This is a genomic window from Streptomyces scabiei 87.22 (assembly GCF_000091305.1).
Classification (GTDB): Bacteria; Actinomycetota; Actinomycetes; order Streptomycetales; family Streptomycetaceae; genus Streptomyces; species Streptomyces scabiei.
On sequence record NC_013929.1, the window covers coordinates 4,022,657 to 4,039,955 of the forward strand.

The 17,299-nt window shown below is 72.7% G+C and carries 15 protein-coding genes and 1 riboswitch; of the genes, 3 read left to right on the top strand and 12 right to left on the bottom strand.

The genetic code is table 11. The features are described 5' to 3' along the window. Positions 1 to 11: 11 nt before the first annotated feature. A riboswitch (ZMP/ZTP riboswitch) is annotated at positions 12 to 100 on the bottom strand. 82 nt (positions 101 to 182) lie between these two features. The 7 genes from SCAB_RS16895 to SCAB_RS16925 all read right to left on the bottom strand — a co-directional run bounded on the left by SCAB_RS16895 (position 183) and on the right by SCAB_RS16925 (position 8,260). After that, the gene (locus SCAB_RS16895) at positions 183 to 1,367 is read right to left on the bottom strand and encodes a glutathionylspermidine synthase family protein (protein WP_013001306.1); all 1,185 of its coding nucleotides are present in this window, start codon (positions 1,365 to 1,367) and stop codon (positions 183 to 185) included. Positions 1,368 to 1,388: 21 nt separating this feature from the next. Beyond that, positions 1,389 to 1,775 (bottom strand): hypothetical protein, encoded by a 387-nt coding sequence (locus SCAB_RS16900; RefSeq protein ID WP_013001307.1) that lies wholly within the window; start codon positions 1,773 to 1,775, stop codon positions 1,389 to 1,391. A 174-nt stretch (positions 1,776 to 1,949) separates the two neighbouring features. Beyond that, a complete protein-coding gene (locus tag SCAB_RS16905; protein ID WP_046774030.1) occupies positions 1,950 to 2,720 on the bottom strand; it encodes a hypothetical protein in 771 nt (256 codons plus the stop codon). 197 nt (positions 2,721 to 2,917) lie between these two features. Then, on the bottom strand, positions 2,918 to 3,907 hold the full coding sequence (locus tag SCAB_RS16910) for a malate dehydrogenase (protein ID WP_013001309.1): 990 nt from the start codon (positions 3,905 to 3,907) through the stop codon (positions 2,918 to 2,920). Between the two features lie 773 nt (positions 3,908 to 4,680). Beyond that, positions 4,681 to 5,970, bottom strand: a complete 1,290-nt coding sequence (locus tag SCAB_RS16915) for a helix-turn-helix domain-containing protein (protein WP_013001310.1) — start codon at positions 5,968 to 5,970, stop codon at positions 4,681 to 4,683. Between the two features lie 609 nt (positions 5,971 to 6,579). Then, positions 6,580 to 7,104 carry a DUF3017 domain-containing protein gene (locus tag SCAB_RS16920; protein WP_046774029.1) on the bottom strand — a complete coding sequence of 175 codons (525 nt, stop codon included), beginning with the start codon at positions 7,102 to 7,104 and terminating at the stop codon, positions 6,580 to 6,582. Between the two features lie 301 nt (positions 7,105 to 7,405). Further along, positions 7,406 to 8,260 carry a bifunctional methylenetetrahydrofolate dehydrogenase/methenyltetrahydrofolate cyclohydrolase gene (locus SCAB_RS16925; RefSeq protein WP_013001312.1) on the bottom strand — a complete coding sequence of 285 codons (855 nt, stop codon included), beginning with the start codon at positions 8,258 to 8,260 and terminating at the stop codon, positions 7,406 to 7,408. A gap of 261 nt (positions 8,261 to 8,521) precedes the next feature. Here SCAB_RS16925 and SCAB_RS16930 point away from each other — a divergent pair, with 261 nt between their 5' ends. After that, positions 8,522 to 9,100: a hypothetical protein gene (locus SCAB_RS16930; protein WP_013001313.1), complete on the top strand. Its 579-nt coding sequence runs from the start codon at positions 8,522 to 8,524 to the stop codon at positions 9,098 to 9,100. 84 nt (positions 9,101 to 9,184) lie between these two features. Here SCAB_RS16930 and SCAB_RS16935 read toward each other — a convergent pair whose 3' ends face one another. From SCAB_RS16935 to purN, 3 genes are all read right to left on the bottom strand, one after another. Continuing rightward, positions 9,185 to 9,550 (bottom strand): hypothetical protein, encoded by a 366-nt coding sequence (locus SCAB_RS16935; RefSeq protein WP_013001314.1) that lies wholly within the window; start codon positions 9,548 to 9,550, stop codon positions 9,185 to 9,187. A gap of 193 nt (positions 9,551 to 9,743) precedes the next feature. After that, positions 9,744 to 11,306, bottom strand: coding sequence for a bifunctional phosphoribosylaminoimidazolecarboxamide formyltransferase/IMP cyclohydrolase (gene purH / locus SCAB_RS16940; protein WP_013001315.1), 1,563 nt, complete (start codon positions 11,304 to 11,306; stop codon positions 9,744 to 9,746). Beyond that, on the bottom strand, positions 11,303 to 11,932 hold the full coding sequence (purN, locus tag SCAB_RS16945; protein WP_013001316.1) for a phosphoribosylglycinamide formyltransferase: 630 nt from the start codon (positions 11,930 to 11,932) through the stop codon (positions 11,303 to 11,305). Before purN ends, purH begins: the two co-directional genes overlap by 4 nt. A 475-nt stretch (positions 11,933 to 12,407) precedes the next feature. On the opposite strand from purN, the gene SCAB_RS16950 reads away from it, so the two are divergent. Continuing rightward, positions 12,408 to 13,184 (top strand): membrane protein, encoded by a 777-nt coding sequence (locus SCAB_RS16950; protein WP_013001317.1) that lies wholly within the window; start codon positions 12,408 to 12,410, stop codon positions 13,182 to 13,184. 31 nt (positions 13,185 to 13,215) lie between these two features. On the opposite strand, the gene SCAB_RS16955 is transcribed toward SCAB_RS16950, so the two are convergent. Beyond that, positions 13,216 to 15,222 (bottom strand): cell division protein PerM, encoded by a 2,007-nt coding sequence (locus tag SCAB_RS16955; protein ID WP_013001318.1) that lies wholly within the window; start codon positions 15,220 to 15,222, stop codon positions 13,216 to 13,218. A gap of 126 nt (positions 15,223 to 15,348) precedes the next feature. On the opposite strand from SCAB_RS16955, the gene SCAB_RS16960 reads away from it, so the two are divergent. Then, positions 15,349 to 16,278, top strand: coding sequence for an RNA polymerase sigma factor (locus SCAB_RS16960; RefSeq protein ID WP_037727188.1), 930 nt, complete (start codon positions 15,349 to 15,351; stop codon positions 16,276 to 16,278). Positions 16,279 to 16,395: 117 nt separating this feature from the next. Here the strand turns inward: SCAB_RS16960 and sucD are convergent, their stop codons facing one another. Further along, positions 16,396 to 17,280 (bottom strand): succinate--CoA ligase subunit alpha, encoded by an 885-nt coding sequence (sucD, locus tag SCAB_RS16965; RefSeq protein WP_013001320.1) that lies wholly within the window; start codon positions 17,278 to 17,280, stop codon positions 16,396 to 16,398. Positions 17,281 to 17,299: the final 19 nt, after the last annotated feature.

Below are 17,299 nucleotides of genomic sequence, written 5' to 3' on the forward strand. Positions count from 1 at the left end.
TTCAGCGTTCACGGTACGGCCCAGGCGCACGGCACTCATCCTGCCCGGGCCGCTCCCCGATGGTCCGTCCCATCCCAGCGCGCCAGTCACGGCCCGCCGGTCACCCTATCGGGCAGGGTGGACGCCCGGGTCCGGGCGTCCACCATACGAACGACGGCGGAGGGCGAAGGGGAACGCGGACGTCAGAGGATCACATGGGGCAGAAAACGGGCGTACTCGTCGGTGACCAGCCCCGAGGACTCGCGGATGCCGAGGCCCGCCGACTCGTCCTCGACGACCCAGGCGCCGAGGACGACATGGTTGCCGTCGAAGTCCGGCAGCGGCGCCAGCTCCTGGTAGCAGCAGGGCTCTTCGCGGAGGGCGGGGGCGCTGCCCGCCGCGTGGACGGTGACGCCGGCGCCCTCGCGGCCCAGGAGGGGTTTCGCGACGTAGCCGGTGGTGGCGGCCAGTTCACGGGGGCCGTCGAGATAGGCGGGGAGGAGATTCGGATGGCCGGGGTACAGCTCCCACAGGACGGCGAGGAGGGCCTTGTTGCTGAGGAGCATCTTCCAGGCGGGCTCGATCCACATCGTGGTCCCGGTGCCGCCGCCGTTGTCGAGGGTGGCGAGGACGTGGGGGGCGAACCGGTCGGTGGTGAGCCACTCCCAGGGATAGAGCTTGAAGATGCTGCGGATGAAGCGGAGCTTCTTGTCGACGAAGCGGTCCGCGAGGTGGTCCCAGCCGATGTCCTCCATGGAGATCCAGTCGGTGTCCAGGCCGGCCTGTTCGGCGGTCTCCTTCAGATAGGCGACCGTCATCAGGTCCTCGCCCAGTTCGTCGCCGGCGGAGTGCGCGAAGTACAGGGGGCTGCCCGGCGGAAGGAGGCGGGACTGCTTCTTCCAGGCGTCGACGAGGCGTTCGTGGAGGGAGTTCCACTGGTCGGCGCCCGGGAAGCGTTCCTCCATCCAGAACCACTGGGGACTGGCCGCCTCGACGAGCGAGGTCGGCGTGTCGGCGTTGTACTCCAGCAGCTTGGCGGGACCGGTCCCGTCGTGGCGGAGGTCGAAGCGGCCGTACACGGAGGGCAGTTCGGCCCGGCGGCGCCATGCCTCGGCGACGAGGCCGACGACGCGCGGGTCGGTGATGCCGAGGTCGGCGAAGCGGTCGTGCTCGACGATGTGCGCGGCCGCCGCCAGGCACATGGCGTGCAGTTCCTCGACGACCTCCTCCAGGGCCTCGACCTCGGGGAGCGAGAAGACGTAGTAGGCGCTCTCGTCCCAGTACGGGCGCAGGGAGCCGTCGGGGTGGCGGGTCAGCGGGTAGATGAGCCCCTGTTCCTCGACGGTCTCCTGCCAGTTCGGGCGGGGTTCGATGGTGCGGCGTTCCATGGTTCGGTCTCGTCCGCCGGGTCAGCCGCCGCTGGAGCCGGAGCCGTCGCCGTCCCCCGAGCAGCCGAAGCCGTCGCGGTCGACGGCCTCGCTGCGGCTGAAGGTGCCGTCCTCGGCCCGGCCGCGGCTGACGTCCGCGTCGTAGTACCAGGCGGCGTCGGCCGAACCGGCCTGCTTCCGGTTGCCGCTGCTGTTGCTCCTGCTGTTCTTGCCGTAGGACGACGAGCCGGAACCCGAGTTGCAGTTCCGGTCCGCGACGATCTTGTAGCCGTTGGCGTAGTCGTAGCTGTCGCGGTCCACGCAACGGCGGTCCGGATCGGATCCGCAAGAGGTCAGGGCCGCTGCGACGACCCCCATCCCGCCGAGTACGACCGTGCTGGACCGCAGTCGCCTGCGCTGCTCTCCCATGTGTGCTCCCCCGTCGGGCCCGTGGCCCCTGCTGTGCCGCGACCGGCTCGCCCTTCGGTACGCGATGCGGTACGCGACGGCCGGTCACATTCTTATGTGCGCTTTATCGGCGCTCACACTAGTGATCGGATCGCCGAAGGGGCCAACCGGGCCCGGCGGCGGCCCGGTGCGGGCTCAGCCGCGTACGCAGGTCGCGCCCGTCGGGCAGAGGGACGTGGTCACCATGGCGACCGGTTCCCGGAGTTCGTCGAGGGGCGTCGACTCGGGGGCGCTGAGACGGACTCCGTAGATCTTGTCGTCGGCTGTGCGGAAGCGGTGGTCGATGACCTGACGGGGGCCCAGATCGTCCTCGCCGTCGAAGCGGTAGACGACCTCGGAGTAGCTGTCGTCGTCGGCCGCCGAGCGGTCGAGGGCGCGATAGCCGGGGAGGCGGGCGAAACCGTAGTTCGCGTTCTCCGCCAGGTCCATGGACTCGGCGGGGCCGCCCTCACTGACCAGGAAGAGCTGGAGGATCCGGGTGCCGTCCGGGGAGTCGTAGGTCACGACGGTGGGCTTGTCCGTCGGCGTCTTCGCGGTGCGTTTCCAGCCGGAGGGGACCTCGACGGTGAAGCCTGCCGGGTCGTCGGAACGGACATAGCCGGGGGTGTCCGGGGTGCCGGCCGTGTCGGAGTCCGTGTCCGACTGTTTCGGTGTGGCCGGTCCGGCGTTCTCGCCGTCCTCCGGACCGGCCGCCGAGGCGGAGGGCGGCGGCGTGGACGGCGAACTGCTCGCGGAGGCGGACCGGCTCGGGCCGTCGTCGTCCCGGGACAGGGTCCACACCCCGAAACCGATACCGCCGCCGAGCAGTGCCGCGAGGGCGACGGCGACGGCCACCCGCGGCCCTGGACCGCTGCGCCCGGGGCCGTCGTCCACCCAGCGCCCCTGGTGCGGATCCCACCTCGTCATGCTGTCCCCCTCGGTCCTGTCGTCACCTTCGCGCGGCAGACGGGAGTGTGAGGAGAGGCCCTGGCCGCCGACGCTCTCACGACATGCGTGCACCGACGATAGCGGCGTACACGACGAACAGGCCCCGTCCTGGTCGAAACCGGGACAGGGCCTGCGAGGGCACGCTATAAGGCGTTGGCTCAGAATTAGGCGTCGGCTCAGATGAGGCCGAGCGCGCGAACCGCCTCGCGCTCCTCCGCCAGCTCCTGGACCGAGGCGTCGATACGGGTGCGGGAGAACTCGTTGATCTCCAGGCCCTGGACGATCTCGTACGTGCCGTCCTTGACGGTGACGGGGAAAGAGGAGATGAGGCCCTCGGCCACACCGTAGGAACCGTCGGACGGGATGCCCATGGAGGCCCAGTCGCCCTCGGCGGTGCCGTTGACCCAGGTGTGGACGTGGTCGATGGCGGCGTTGGCGGCGGACGCGGCCGACGAGGCGCCACGGGCCTCGATGATCGCGGCGCCGCGCTTGGCGACGGTCGGGATGAAGTCCTCGGCGAGCCACTTCTCGTCGCCCACGACCTCGGCGGCGTTCTTGCCGGCGACCGTGGCGTGGAAGATGTCCGGGTACTGGGTCGCCGAGTGGTTGCCCCAGATCGTGAGCCGCTGGATCTCGGAGACCGGGACGCCGGTCTTCTTCGACAGCTGGGTCAGCGCGCGGTTGTGGTCCAGGCGGGTCATCGCGGTGAAGCGCTCCGCCGGGACGTCCGGCGCGGCGGCCTGGGCGATGAGGGCGTTGGTGTTGGCCGGGTTGCCGACGACGAGGACCTTGATGTCGTCCGCGGCGTTGTCGTTGATGGCCTTGCCCTGCGGCTTGAAGATGCCGCCGTTGGCCTCCAGCAGGTCGCCGCGCTCCATGCCCTTGGTGCGGGGACGGGCGCCCACGAGCAGGCCCACGTTGGCGCCGTCGAAGGCGACGTTCGGGTCGTCCGTGATGTCGATGCCCTGGAGGAGCGGGAAGGCGCAGTCGTCGAGCTCCATGGCGGTGCCCTCGGCGGCCTTGAGCGCCGGGGTGATCTCCAGCAGGCGGAGCTTGACCGGCACGTCCGCGCCGAGCAGCTGGCCGGAGGCGATGCGGAAGAGCAGGGCGTAACCGATCTGGCCGGCCGCGCCGGTGACGGTGACGTTCACGGGAGTGCGGGTCATGGCGTTCTCCGTATGACAGCTGGCGGTGGGGCGTCCCTGCCCCTGGTGGGACGTACAGATGATCGATCTCTTGGCGTCAAGAGAGATCGGTGGTCAGGCTATCGCGCATCCGGGATCCCGGACGGCCGGGGTTCGTGTGGCCCAGCCCACAAGTCCTTCCGCGCTGCCGCACCACGGAGAGGGTGGCATGAAAAGGCGGCCGTCGGTCCGGGGGGAGGGACCAGACGGCCGCCTTTGTGGGGGCGCCGGGCCAGGAGGGATGGGGGGATCCTCTCCCGGACGGACCGGACTCCCGTGGGGGTACTGTCCGCATGCCCCGGAGTCCGGCGAGCATTCCCTTTACCTCGAAACTACTTTCAGGGCAGAGACGACTACGGTGCGTCATGCCCCCGGCGGCTGGTAGATCCTGCCGCCCTCCACCCCGGCTCAGCCGCCCGGTGCCGGGGGGCGCGGACAGGTTCCCCCGCCTCACCAACGCACCCCTCCGGTCGGCGATCACGCCCCGCCGGCCTCGCGACCGGGTGCTGCGTTCGGCCACCACACCCCGTGGACCACGCGACCGAGCCCTCGCCCGATCGCCGCGCCCCCGCCGACTCGCGACCGGGTGCTGCGTTCGGCCACCACACCCCGTAGACCACGCGACCGATCCCTCGCCCGATCGCCGCGCCCCCGCCGACTCGCGACCGGGTGTTGCGTTCGGCCACCACGCCCCGTCGGCCGCGGCGACCGGGCCCTCCGCCCGGTTCGCCGCGGCTCCTCCGTCCAGCTGCCCGCTACCCCGTGCAGCCCTTCTGGCCCGACGCCAGCGTCGCGCAGGCCGTGGCGTCGCCCGCGTCCTCCACGTTGATCATCAGGGTGTAGGCGATGTTGTCGCCGGCCTCCTCGATGGCGGCGGTCTGCCTGGTCATGCCCGCCGCGACCTGGACCTCGTCGCCCTGGGCCGCGCCGGTGATGCGGGCCCAGGCGGCCTGGCAGGTCTTGCTGTAGCGGACCTCGACCCGCGCGGTACCCACGGTGGCCTCGTCGGCGGTCCGCACGAGGTCGCCGATGCAGCCCATGGTCTCCGGGTCCTTGCCCTCGCAGTCCTTGCCGCTGCACTTCACGCCGGCCGGCAGGTCGGGGTTCGTGCCGGCCGAGGTCGAGGCGGAGCTGGGCGGCTTGTCGTCCGCCCGGTCCTTCCCGCCACCGTTGATGAGGTAGAAGGCCCCCGCGATCAGGACGAGACCTCCGACGGCGCCCGCGATAAACATGGGCACGCGCCGCTTCGGCCGGGCATCGCCGGCGTCGGGCCTGCCGCCGCCCGGCGGTGGGCCGAAGACACCGGACGGCGCCGAGGCCCCACCGGCGACCGCGGCACCGCCCGCACCGCGGAGCGGTGACGCCGACGGCACCGAGGCCGAACCCGGCCCCGAGACGGGGGAGGCCGTCGAGGACCGCCCCCCGGCCACGCCGGCCCGCGACGCGCTCGCGGGCGAAGGCGAGGACGCCGTCGAGGACGGGGACGAGGGCGACGTCGAGGGCGTGGCACCCCAACTGATGCGCGACGCGCCCGCGGAGGCCGCTCCCCCACCGTAGGGCGGGCGCGAGGCACGGTCGCCGGCCGAGGAACGCGGCTGCACCGGCACCGACGGCGTGACGCCCGCCGGGCCCGCCACGCCCGGAGTCGCGGTCGCGCTCCGGCCTCCCCTGCCGCCGCCCCCGCCCTTGACGATGGCCTGGCCACCCGTCTCGCCCAGGGCGGCACGCGCCTGGGAGATGCGGATCGCCTCCATGGTCATGTCGTGGCGCATCTCCGAGCGGCTCCAGGCCCGCTCGGCCAGCTCCCACATGGTGGCCAGGTGGACGGGATCCGTTCCGGTCACCTCGGCCAGCGCGACGATCGCGCCCTTCGGCGCGAGCAGTCTTCCGTTGAGATAGCGCTCCCAGGACGTCTTGCTGTAGCCCGTGCGGTCGGCCACCGCTGCGATGCTCAGTCCACCGCGGTCGACGAGCCGGCGCAGCTGACCCGCGAACTCCCTGACCTGTGGATCGAGTTCATCGGGCAAGGCCCTCCAACGAGGCATTTCTTCCCCCCTCTTCCCCCCGTACGGATCTCCGCACGGATCTCCGTACGACTCTGAACTTTCCCCCCGTGCCCGCTGCCCGCGTGCCGCGCATGATGCCCTCGCTGAATCCTGGTCCGGGACCTGGCCGGGGCCCTCCACGAGCCCCGTTCTGGCCTACCCACTGGGATGCGCCCGGTCGAGATGTCAGTTCCCAGGAAAGGGGCGCGCGGGAGCATTTCGGGCAGGAGCGCGCGCCGCGCGCGCCCCCGCACCGTCAGCGATCCAGTGTCCCACCGGCCACCCGTATTTCCGGGCGGAATCACAGGACTGCACACGAGACATCCCGGATCACCTCAAATGCTCACATCGCCCCTGTTCCTGAACGCTCTGGTACCGAATTCTTAAACGTGTGCGTCAGTGAACGCGCCCCGCGTCTCCGCTTCCTTCCGGGTCCGTCACCGTCGCCGGGCGCGGACACCTTGGCGGAATGGTCACTTCCGTGCCACAGCGGGCTGACAGGTGTTGAACGAAGCGTTCGCCACGCGGGAATGTGGAGCGCGACGGCGGTCCGTCCTTGCTCGGGGGAGGGGACGGACCGCCGTCGTACGCACCGGGGCGGGCGGCGTCTCAGCCCGCCTCGTCGCCCACCGTGAAGTGCAGGGTGTCCTTGAGGAACGGGATCTCCAGCAGCGGCTTCGGCTGGGCCATCAGCGCGAGCAGCACGATGGCGGTGCCCAGGAAGATGTACGTGGCCATGTCCGTGAAGCGGGAGCGGACGGCGAGCATGCCGACGTCCCGGACGGCCCAGCGCAGCACCGCGCCGCCGAGCAGCGCGGCCCCGATCAGGATCGTGCCAGCCCGGAACACGTCCAGGGCGGTGAGCAGCAGCCCGAGCGCCACGGTGGACAGCACGGCGAGGATCGGCCACTGGCGCACGGGCGCGGGCGCCTCGCGCGGCGCCGCCCGGCCACCGCCCTCCGGCCGTGCGGTGTCCCTGGTGAACATCGGAAAGCGCCGGGTGCCGCGGACGGGCCTGCCCTCGGCGTCGGGCACGCTGATGTGATCACGAACCTCGATCTCATCCACGGCCCCGGCCGTACCGGCCGCCTCGGCTGTTCCTGCCGCCCCGGTCGTCTCCGCGGTCTTCGTCATGTGCACCCTCTCCGACGCCGCAGCCCCGTCTGTCGTCGTCCCGGACCGCCCCGCGGCCCTCGGTCCGTCCGCCGTCTCCCCGGACCCGCCGTCGGCCGCTGCCCGAGGCCGTTCGGCCTCACCCGACGGCCCGTTCGCCGTCTCCGCCGCCCCCGCCGCCTCCGTCGCTCGCGCGGCCTTCGCCGTCCCTGCCGGTCCCGAGGCCAGGGAAGCGTCGGTCCGCGCCGGGCTCAACGACTCCTCGGTCCCGCCGGACGCCCCCGCCCCCCGCCGCTCCCCGGAAACGCCCTCGGCCCCGCCGTCAGCCGACACTGCGCTCCGCCGCCTCGACCACGTTGACGAGCAGCTGTGCACGGGTCATCGGGCCGACGCCGCCGGGGTTCGGGGAGATCCAGCCGGCGACCTCCGCGACACCGGGGTGGACATCGCCGACGATCTTGCCCTCGGCGGAGCGGGAGACGCCGACGTCGAGGACGGCGGCGCCCGGCTTCACGTCCTCCGGCCGGATCAGGTGGGCGGAGCCGGCCGCCGCGACGATGATGTCGGCCTTCCTCAGGTGCGCGGCCAGGTCACGCGTACCGGTGTGGCACTGGGTCACCGTGGCGTTCTCGCTGCGCCGGGTGAGCAGCAGCGGCATCGGACGCCCGATCGTCACCCCGCGCCCGACGACCACGACCTCGGCGCCCTTGATCTCGACGCCGTACTGACGGAGGAGGGTGAGCACGCCGTTCGGGGTGCAGGGCAGCGGCGCGGGCTCGTTCAGCACGAGGCGCCCGAGGTTCATCGGGTGCAGACCGTCCGCGTCCTTGTCGGGGTCCATCAGTTCCAGGATGCGGTTCTCGTCGATGCCCTTGGGCAGCGGGAGCTGGACGATGTAACCGGTGCAGGCGGGATCCTCGTTGAGTTCCCGCACCACCGCCTCGATCTCCTCCTGGGTGGCGGTCGCGGGCAGTTCACGCTGGATGGACGCGATGCCGACCTGCGCGCAGTCGCGGTGCTTGCCGGCGACGTACTTCTGGCTGCCGGGGTCTTCGCCGACCAGGATCGTGCCGAGTCCGGGCGTGACGCCCTTCTCCTTCAGCACCGCCACGCGGGCGGTCAGATCGGACTTGATCGCGGCTGCGGTGGCCTTGCCATCGAGAATCTGGGCGCTCATGGCCCCAATCTTCGCGGATGACGGGCGCCGGGTTCCAATCCGGTCGCCCTGCGGACGCCCGCCGGCCCCTTTCGCCAAGATCGGATGTGTTGCACTTGCACAACACCCGCCGCATCTCGCTGGACATCCGGGCGGGCATATAAAACGATTGGGACACAGTGCCGCGGGCACTGCCGGGGGGCGTGACCATTTCAAAAGATCCAGGGCATTCCTCCGAACCGTGCCGCGCGTCCCCGCACCAGGCAACGGAGGAAACCCCGCATGAGCTTCGGCGACCCGAACAACCCGTACGGACAGCCCCAGCAGCAGCCGCCCGCCCCGGGGTACGGCTACCCGCAGCAGACCCCGCCCCAGCAGCCGGGGTACGGCTACCCGGCCGCCCCGCCGGTCTCCCAGGGGTACGGCGGCTACCCGAACGCACCCGAGACCATGCCCAGCAGCGTGAACGCGGCCCGCATCATGCTGTGGGTGATCGTCGGCCTGCAGGTGGTCGGCGTCCTGCTCTACGCCATCGCCGCGACCGTGGTGTCCGCGGCGAGCGACAGCGCCGAGGACCCGGCCCTCGCCGAGGCGCTCGGCAACATTCCCACCGGTCAGATGGTGGCGATCGCCATCTTCGCGGCGGCCTGGCTCGGCTACGCGATCATGATGGCCGTGAAGTTCAAGTCCGGCGGCAACGGTGTACGCGTGGCCACCCTGGTCTTCGGCATCATCACCGCGATCCTCGGCGTCTTCCCGTTCGTGCTGATCGGCCTGGTCCACGTGGTGCTGGGCATCCTGATCGCCGTCTTCGTCGGCAACGCCAACGGCAAGGCGTGGTTCAACCGCCCGCGCTACTGAGCCGCCGGGCAACGCGAAGGGCCGTACCCCGCAGCAGGGGTACGGCCCTCGGTGTGTGGTCTCCCGGTGCTCCACGCCTCGGTGTCACAGCGCGCAGAAGCCGCCGCCCGCCGGCGACACCAGGCTCACCGAGTGGTCGTAGGTCCGCGTCTGGCCGGGCCCGAGCGGATAGTTCAGGCTCCCGGCGATGCAGTACGGCGTGTTCGTGGCGTTGACGACCGCGGTGACCCGCAGGGCGGGACTGTACGCGGCCCGGTCCCCCTCTCGCACCATGAACGGCTGGGAACCGAGCAGCGGCTGAAGGCACACGTACCCGCGGAGACAGGACACGACCGCCTCGTCCCCGGTGGCGCTCGCGGCCGCCGTGCCGCTCGTTCCCGTGCCGAGTGCGACGGCGAGCACCGCCCCGACGGCCGCCGCCCGGCGTGACCGACCCGATCTGTTGCGCATGACCGACCCCCTGAGTCCCTGTCGATGGAACGGACCCCCCGAGCCTCGCAGCGGAACGCGCGCCTCTGCACCGGGATATCGGCCATTCCGCATGCTCCCGCCCCGGCCGGACACGGCGAAGGGTCCGTCGGTGTGCCCGGCGGACCCTTCGTCGTACGTCCTGCGTCCTGCTTTCCAGGACTCGCGGAGCGGCTCAGTGGAAGAAGTGCCGCGTCCCCGTGAAGTACATCGTCACGCCGGCCTTCCGCGCGGCCTCGACGACCTGCTCGTCACGGACCGAACCGCCCGGCTGCACCACGGCCCTGACGCCGGCCGCGGTCAGGATCTCCAGCCCGTCCGGGAAGGGGAAGAACGCGTCGGAGGCGGCGTACGCGCCCCGCGCGCGCTCGGCACCGGCGCGCTCGACCGCGAGCTTGGCGGAGTCGACGCGGTTGACCTGGCCCATTCCGACACCCACCGAGGCGCCGTCCTTGGCCAGCAGGATCGCGTTGGACTTCACCGCACGGCAGGCCCTCCAGGCGAAGGCCAGCTCGGCCAGCTCGTCGGCGGAGAGGGCGTCGCCGGTGGCGAGGGTCCAGTGGGCGGGGTCGTCACCGTCGGCCTGGAGCCGGTCGGTCACCTGCAGCAGCGCGCCGCCGTCGACGGGCTTGAGCTCGATCGGGGCGGCGGGCGCGCCCGGCGCCTTCAGCACCCGGATGTTCTTCTTCTTCGCGAGGGCCTCCAGCGCGCCGTCCTCGTAGTCGGGCGCGACGATCACCTCGGTGAAGATCTCGGCGACCTGCTCGGCCATCTCCTTGGAGACCGGCCGGTTGACCGCGATCACGCCGCCGAACGCCGACAGCGGGTCACAGGCGTGCGCCTTGCGGTGCGCCTCGGCGACATCCGTGCCGACCGCGATCCCGCAGGGGTTCGCGTGCTTGATGATCGCGACGGCCGGCGCGTCGTGGTCGTACGCGGCACGGCGCGCGGCGTCCGTGTCCGTGTAGTTGTTGTACGACATCTCCTTGCCGTGCAGCTGCTCGGCCTCGGCGAGACCGCCGGTGCCGGAGACGTACAGCGCGGCCGGCTGGTGCGGGTTCTCGCCGTAGCGCAGGGTGTGCGCCCGCTCCCAGGTGGCCCCGAGGAAGTCGGGGAACTGCGAGTCGTCCGCCGGCGCGTACGAGGACGCGAACCAGGAGGCCACGGCGACGTCGTACGCGGCCGTGTGCTGGAACGCCTCGGCCGCGAGCCGCTTGCGGGTGGCGAGGTCGAAACCGCCGTGCTGGACGGCCGCGAGGACGTCGGCGTACCGGGCGGGGCTGGTGACGACCGCGACGGAGGGGTGGTTCTTGGCGGCGGCGCGGACCATGGAGGGGCCGCCGATGTCGATCTGCTCGACGCACTCGTCGGGGGTGGCGCCGGAGGCGACGGTCTCCCGGAACGGGTAGAGGTTGACGACGACGAGGTCGAACGGCTCGACGCCCAGCTCGGCGAGCTGGTTCCGGTGGTCCTCCAGGCGCAGGTCGGCGAGGATGCCCGCGTGCACCTTGGGGTGGAGGGTCTTGACCCGGCCGTCCAGGCACTCGGGGAAGCCGGTCAGCTCCTCGACCTTGGTGACGGGGACGCCCGCGGCGGCGATCTTCGCGGCCGTGGAGCCGGTGGAGACGAGCGCGACACCGGCCTCGTGCAGCCCGCGGGCCAGCTCCTCCAGCCCGGTCTTGTCGTAGACGCTGACGAGCGCCCGGCGAAGGGGCCGCTTGTTGCTGTCGGCGGTCACTGGATAACTACCTTTCGTCCCTCAATGCGATAGCCGTTGCGGGCGAGCCGCCCCACGACATCGACGAGCAGCCTTCGCTCGACTTCCTTGATGCGCTCGTGCAGAGCGCTCTCGTCGTCCTCGTCCCGGACCTCCACCACGCCCTGCGCGATGATCGGCCCGGTGTCGACGCCGTCGTCGACGAAGTGGACGGTGCAGCCGGTGACCCGGGCGCCGTACGCGAGCGCGTCCCGCACCCCGTGGGCCCCCGGGAAACTGGGGAGGAGCGCCGGGTGGGTGTTGACGAAACGCCCACCGAAGCGCGCCAGGAACCGCTTCCCCACGATCTTCATGAACCCGGCGGAGACGACGAGGTCCGGCTCGTACGCGGCGACGGCGTCGGCGAGTGCCGCGTCCCACTCGTCGCGCGTCGCGTGGTCCTTGACCCGGCACACGAAGGTCGGCAGCCCGGCGCGCTCGGCACGGGCGAGGCCCTCGATGGCTCCGCGGTCGGCTCCGACGGCCACGATCTCGGCGCCGTAGGCCTCGACGCCGGCCGTGGCGATGGCGTCCAGCAGCGCCTGGAGGTTGGTGCCGGATCCGGAGACCAGCACGACGAGGCGCTTGGCCACGGGCTTGGCGGCCACGGTGGGGCCCTTTCTACGGGGGTTCTACGGGTTCTGCGGGAACGTTCAGGTCTGCCGATCGAGCACTTGTACCTTCGTACGAATGCTTCGGGCCCCCCGATACGGGGAAGTCTACGAAGCGGCCGACCGCCAGCAACGATACCGGCACTCCGGACGGCCCCCGTGGGACGGGGGCGTGGCCGGGAGGTAGCGTCTGCCGGGAGTGGGCTCGGGAACGCGGTCGGTGTGCGGAGCGTTCAAGGAGTGACAGCTCATGCGCTACCAGTAGATTTCACCGCCGAGATCACCACTGGAACAGGACAGGTACCACGACCGGGCACCCCCGGGATCACGACCGGACTCACCGCCGGGGCCGGCGGCCCACCGCCGGACAGCGGCTCCGAGTCCACCACCCCGTGCACCGTGCCCCCGCCGGGCACCACCGGGCACACCACCGATGTCACGCCGTACTCACCAAGGGGAAGACGCACTCCTGATGCCGGACCGCAGTTTCCGCCTTTCTTCGCTCCTGCTGCGCGAGCGGAGTTCCTCGCCCACGCCTCCGCGCGAGAGCGAGGACACCGACGAGCAGTCCGGGCAGCCCGGGCGGGGCCAGGGCGCAGGCGCTTCGGACGACAACCCGTTCGCCCCGCCGCCCGAGGGCACGCCCGACCGGCCGTGGCAGCCGCGCCGGCCGGACGGCCGCGACACCGACGACGGCACGGGACGCGGCGGCGGTCACTCGCCGTGGGGCAGTCAGTGGAGCGACCGGCAGCCCGGCCGCTCCTCCGGCGGACCCTTCGGACAGCGCCCCGGCGGCCAGGGCGGGCCCGGGCAGGGCCCCGAGGGCGGTCCGGGCGGCGGACTGCGCTGGGACCCGACGGACCCCTCCCAGCGACGCGCGCGGTACTCGCTGCTCTGCGGTATGTGGGCCTTCTTCTTCGCCCTCTTCGCCTGGCCCTACGTCGCCCTGCTGCTCGGCTCCCTGGCCGTGTACTGGGCCGTCAGCGCCCTGCGCGCCAAGCCGGCCGCCCCCGACCCGGACCGGCCGGCGACCCCCGAACCGAGCGGCCGGCCGCAGCGGACCGCGGCCATCAGCGGCCTGGTGACCTCCACGATCGCCCTCGCCATCGTCGCCGTCACCTTCACGGCCCAGTTCGTCTACCGGGACTACTACACCTGCGTCAACGACTCCCTCACCACCACCTCCGCCCAGGCCTGCAAGGACCTCCTGCCGGAGGGGCCGCTGCGGGAGGTGCTGGGCGCGCAGTGACAGCGTGCCGCTCTCGGCCGAGCGGCTGCCGTCAGGCGGGTTCCTCCCGGTCGGGAGGCGGGGTGCGGTCGGGAGGCGGGGTGCGGTCGGGAGGCGGGGTGCGGTCGGGAAGCGGAGTACGGTCGGGGTCGTCCCGGTCGGATGCGGGTTCCTCGCGCAATGCCGCCCGCAGCGCCTCCCAGCGAGCGGCGCGGGCGTCCGGGTCCCAGACGGGTGAACGTACGGCGGCGGACTCGTAGGCGTACGGGTCGAGGGCGTCGTACGGAGCCTGCCCGAGGTCGCCGATGGTGTCGATCACCTGGCCCGGAGCGGCCTCGGCGGCGTCCGCGGCGATGCCGTCGGCCCCGGAGAGGGCGACCGCCTCGGGGATGTGGGGGCCGACGGCGCCGACGGTGGCGGGCGAGGAGCCGACCGGGATCGCGGGCGCGGCCGCAGCGCCCTTCGCACCCGGGAACCATGCGGGGAGCCGGGTGCGGACCCCGGCCGCCCGGAGCCCGCCCGACGAGCCGCCGGCCACCGCGTCTGTCGCGGTGGTCCTCGCCCGGCGCCGGAACACCCGGGACGCCGGCGACCGCTTACGGCCTCCGGCCCCGTCACCCTGGGACTCCCCCGGCGTCCCGCCCTGCCCGGCGCCCCTGGCCACCGGCACCGCGGACCGCTTCGTCCGAGCGGCCCTCTCGGCCTCGTCCGCTCTCCTGCGGGCACGCATCCGCCACCACCGCGCGGCCAGCGCCACCGGCATCCCCACCGCGCCCACCCAGGCCCCGGCCGCGCCGCCGGCCTGCCACCACACCGGTCCGAACGCGGTCAGCGCGGCGACGCCGAGGCGCCCTCCCGCGAGGAGGGTGAGGAGGGCGAAGGCCGCGGCGGACAGAAGGGCCGCGAGGAAGGCCGCGACGACCGTGCGCGCCGCGGACCAGGGCGCCGGCCGGGCGGCGGCCCGCGCCGCGATGAACCAGCCGACCGTCACCCCCGCGGCGAGCGGCACCGCCCCCACCGCCCAGTACACCGGCGTGCCCCCGCCCGCCGGGACGGCCGCGAGCAGCGGGAACGGGGGCAGGAGAGCGGCCGGAGCGGCGGCTTCCAGGGGGTTGGTGGGGTGCCCGGCGCCCAGCAGGAAGCCGGGACCGAGGGCATAGGCCGCCGCCCACAGCGCCGCGTTCGGGACGAGGGCGAGGCAGAGCAGCAGCACGGCGAACCGCCCGGACAGCCCTTCGGTGAGCTGGAGGAAGGAGTCACGGGCCGCACCGCCGTGCCACACCAGGGAGACGGCCACCAGCAGCGCGCCACCGCCGCCGAGCACGAGCACGCCCGCCCCGGCGGCACGTGAGGCGGCCGCCGCGACCTGCCGCCGGTCCGCCGTCCCGGGGGCGCCGCCGAGGAGCGCGGGCAGCGGCGGCCGGGGGCACCCGCGCGCCGCCCACACCCCCGTGCCCGCCGCGAGCGCCGCGAGCAGCGGTACGCACAGCGCGGCCCACCACCACGACGGCCGCAGCACCCCGCCCGAGGCGTAGAGGGTGACCACCGCGCCGACGGTCGTGTAGCCGACGACCAGCCCGGCCCACGTCGCACGGGCGCTCACCCCGGAACCGTCGCCCGCGTGGTCGCGGGCCGATCGGTGCAGCAGGACCACCGGCAGGGCGAGCAGGAGGAGGGGGACGAGACCGACCGGCGCGGGGCCGCCGGAGAGTGTGTCGGTGCGGACGAGCTCCACGCCGTGGGAGAGCAGCCACAGCGCCGCCGCCACGTGCAGCGCCCCGCCGGGCCCGCTGTCGGGGTACGGCGAACTGATCCACAGCACGGTCACGAGGGCCACGAACGCCCCCAGGCCGAGCCCTGCCGCCAGCGCGCCGCCGAGCACCCCGGCGACGAGCCTGGACGACCGTCGGCGCGCACGCCTGAGCAGCGGCGACAGCGGCGACCGGGGCGAGGACGCGTACAGGGACGGGGCGGAGGCCACGGGCCTCATGGGTACCCCGGACGCCGTGGGTGGTGCCGACGGGTCGTTCGGATCGGTCGCGTGTGTCACGTCGGCCATGCTCCCAACGACACGCGCTTTACGGGTGTAACGGGGTATTTGTGCACGTGTCGCTCAATATGTGCTTATGTGTTTTTTCGTACGCAGATCGGTCCAACGGAGGTCGCTTCCGGGGGAGGCGATCCGGTGACCCGGCCCGGGACCAGGACGCCCGGCGGGCCGCCCGGCCGGGACGGAACCGAGTGGTACCAGCAGCAGCCGCTCGGCGCGGACGGCCCCCCTCCCGACGCCGGCCTCCCGGCGCCGGCTCCACCACGCCTGACACCCGGCCAGGCCTTCGACGCGCTCTACGCGTACTGCGCCCCCGCCCTCGTACAGCAGACCTATCTGCTCACCGGGCAGCGGCGGCTCGCGCGCGAGGCGGTGGAGCGCGCCTTCCAGCTCGCCTGGCACCGCTGGCCGGAGGTGGCCGTGGACCGTGACCCCGCGGGCTGGGTGCGGGCGGCGGCCCACGAGTACGCCCTCTCCCCCTGGCACCGGCTGCGCCCCCGCTCCCGGCAGCATCTCGAACCGCCGCCGGCCGACCCCACCGACCGCGCCCTGCTGAGCGCGCTGCTCGACCTGCCGCCCCCGTACCGCCGCACCCTGCTCCTCTACGACGGCGTCGGGCTCGACCTGCCCGACACCGCCGCCGAGACGGAGTCGAGCACACCCGCCGCGGCGGGCCGGCTGCTCTACGCCCGCGCGAGGGTCACGGAGCGGCTCCCGAAACGGGTGGCGGCCGACGACCTCGGCCGTCTCCTGGCCGAACTCCCCTCCGGCGTCCGTCCAGGTCCCGTCCGGCCTCCCGCGATCCGGGCCCGGGCCGACCTGCGTGCCCGTCGCTGGATCCACGCCGCCATCGCCTTCACCACGCTGCTCCTCACCACCACCGCCCTCACGCTGTACACGGCCCCCGACCACTACGAGGCCCCGGTTCCCCCGGGTGTCCCGGTGCAGGGTGTCCCGCCGCGAGCGGCCCCCGGCCCTCTCTCCGCCCCTGAGCAGAAGCTGCGGGCCAAGCTCCGGGCGGACAGCGCCGCCGGACCGGAACGGCTGCACCCGGAGGCCCACTGAACCGGAGCCGCTCCGAGCCGGGGCGCGCGCCCGGCGCCGGCCGCCCCCGCGAACGCCTGCGGGCCCGCACCCCCGGAAGAGGGGTGCGGGCCCGCGAAGGCCGGGCCGAGCGGAAGGTCAGCCGCCGAGGATCTCGCGCGCGAGCTTGGCCGTCTCAGTGGGCGTCTTGCCCACCTTGACGCCGGCGGCCTCGAGGGCCTCCTTCTTCGCGGCGGCCGTACCGGAGGAGCCGGAGACGATGGCGCCGGCGTGGCCCATCGTCTTGCCCTCGGGCGCGGTGAAGCCGGCGACGTAACCGACGACCGGCTTCTTCACGTTCGCCTTGATGTAGTCGGCGGCACGCTCCTCCGCGTCGCCACCGATCTCACCGATCATCACGATGAGGTCGGTGTCGGGGTCGGCCTCGAACGCGGCGAGCGCGTCGATGTGCGTCGTACCGATGACCGGGTCGCCACCGATGCCGACGGCCGAGGAGAAGCCGATGTCACGGAGCTCGTACATCATCTGGTACGTCAGCGTGCCGGACTTCGAGACCAGACCGATGCGGCCCGGCTTGGTGATGTCACCGGGGATGATGCCGGCGTTCGACTGGCCGGGGGTGATCAGACCCGGGCAGTTCGGGCCGATGATCCGGGTCTTGTTGCCCTTGGACCCGGCGTACGCGTAGAACGCGGCCGAGTCGTGGACCGCGATGCCCTCGGTGATGACGACCGCGAGCGGGATCTCGGCGTCGATGGCCTCGACGACGGCGGACTTGGCGAAGGCCGGCGGCACGAAGAGGACGGACACGTTGGCGCCCGTCTTCTCGATCGCCTCGGCGACGGTGCCGAAGACCGGGATCTCGGTGCCGTCGACGTCGACGGTCGTGCCCGCCTTACGGGGGTTCACGCCACCGACGATGTTCGTGCCGTCGGCCAGCATGAGCTTGGTGTGCTTCATGCCCGTGGCACCGGTCATGCCCTGGACGATGACCTTGGATTCCTTGTTGAGGAAGATAGCCATGGCTGTTCTGTCCCTCGTC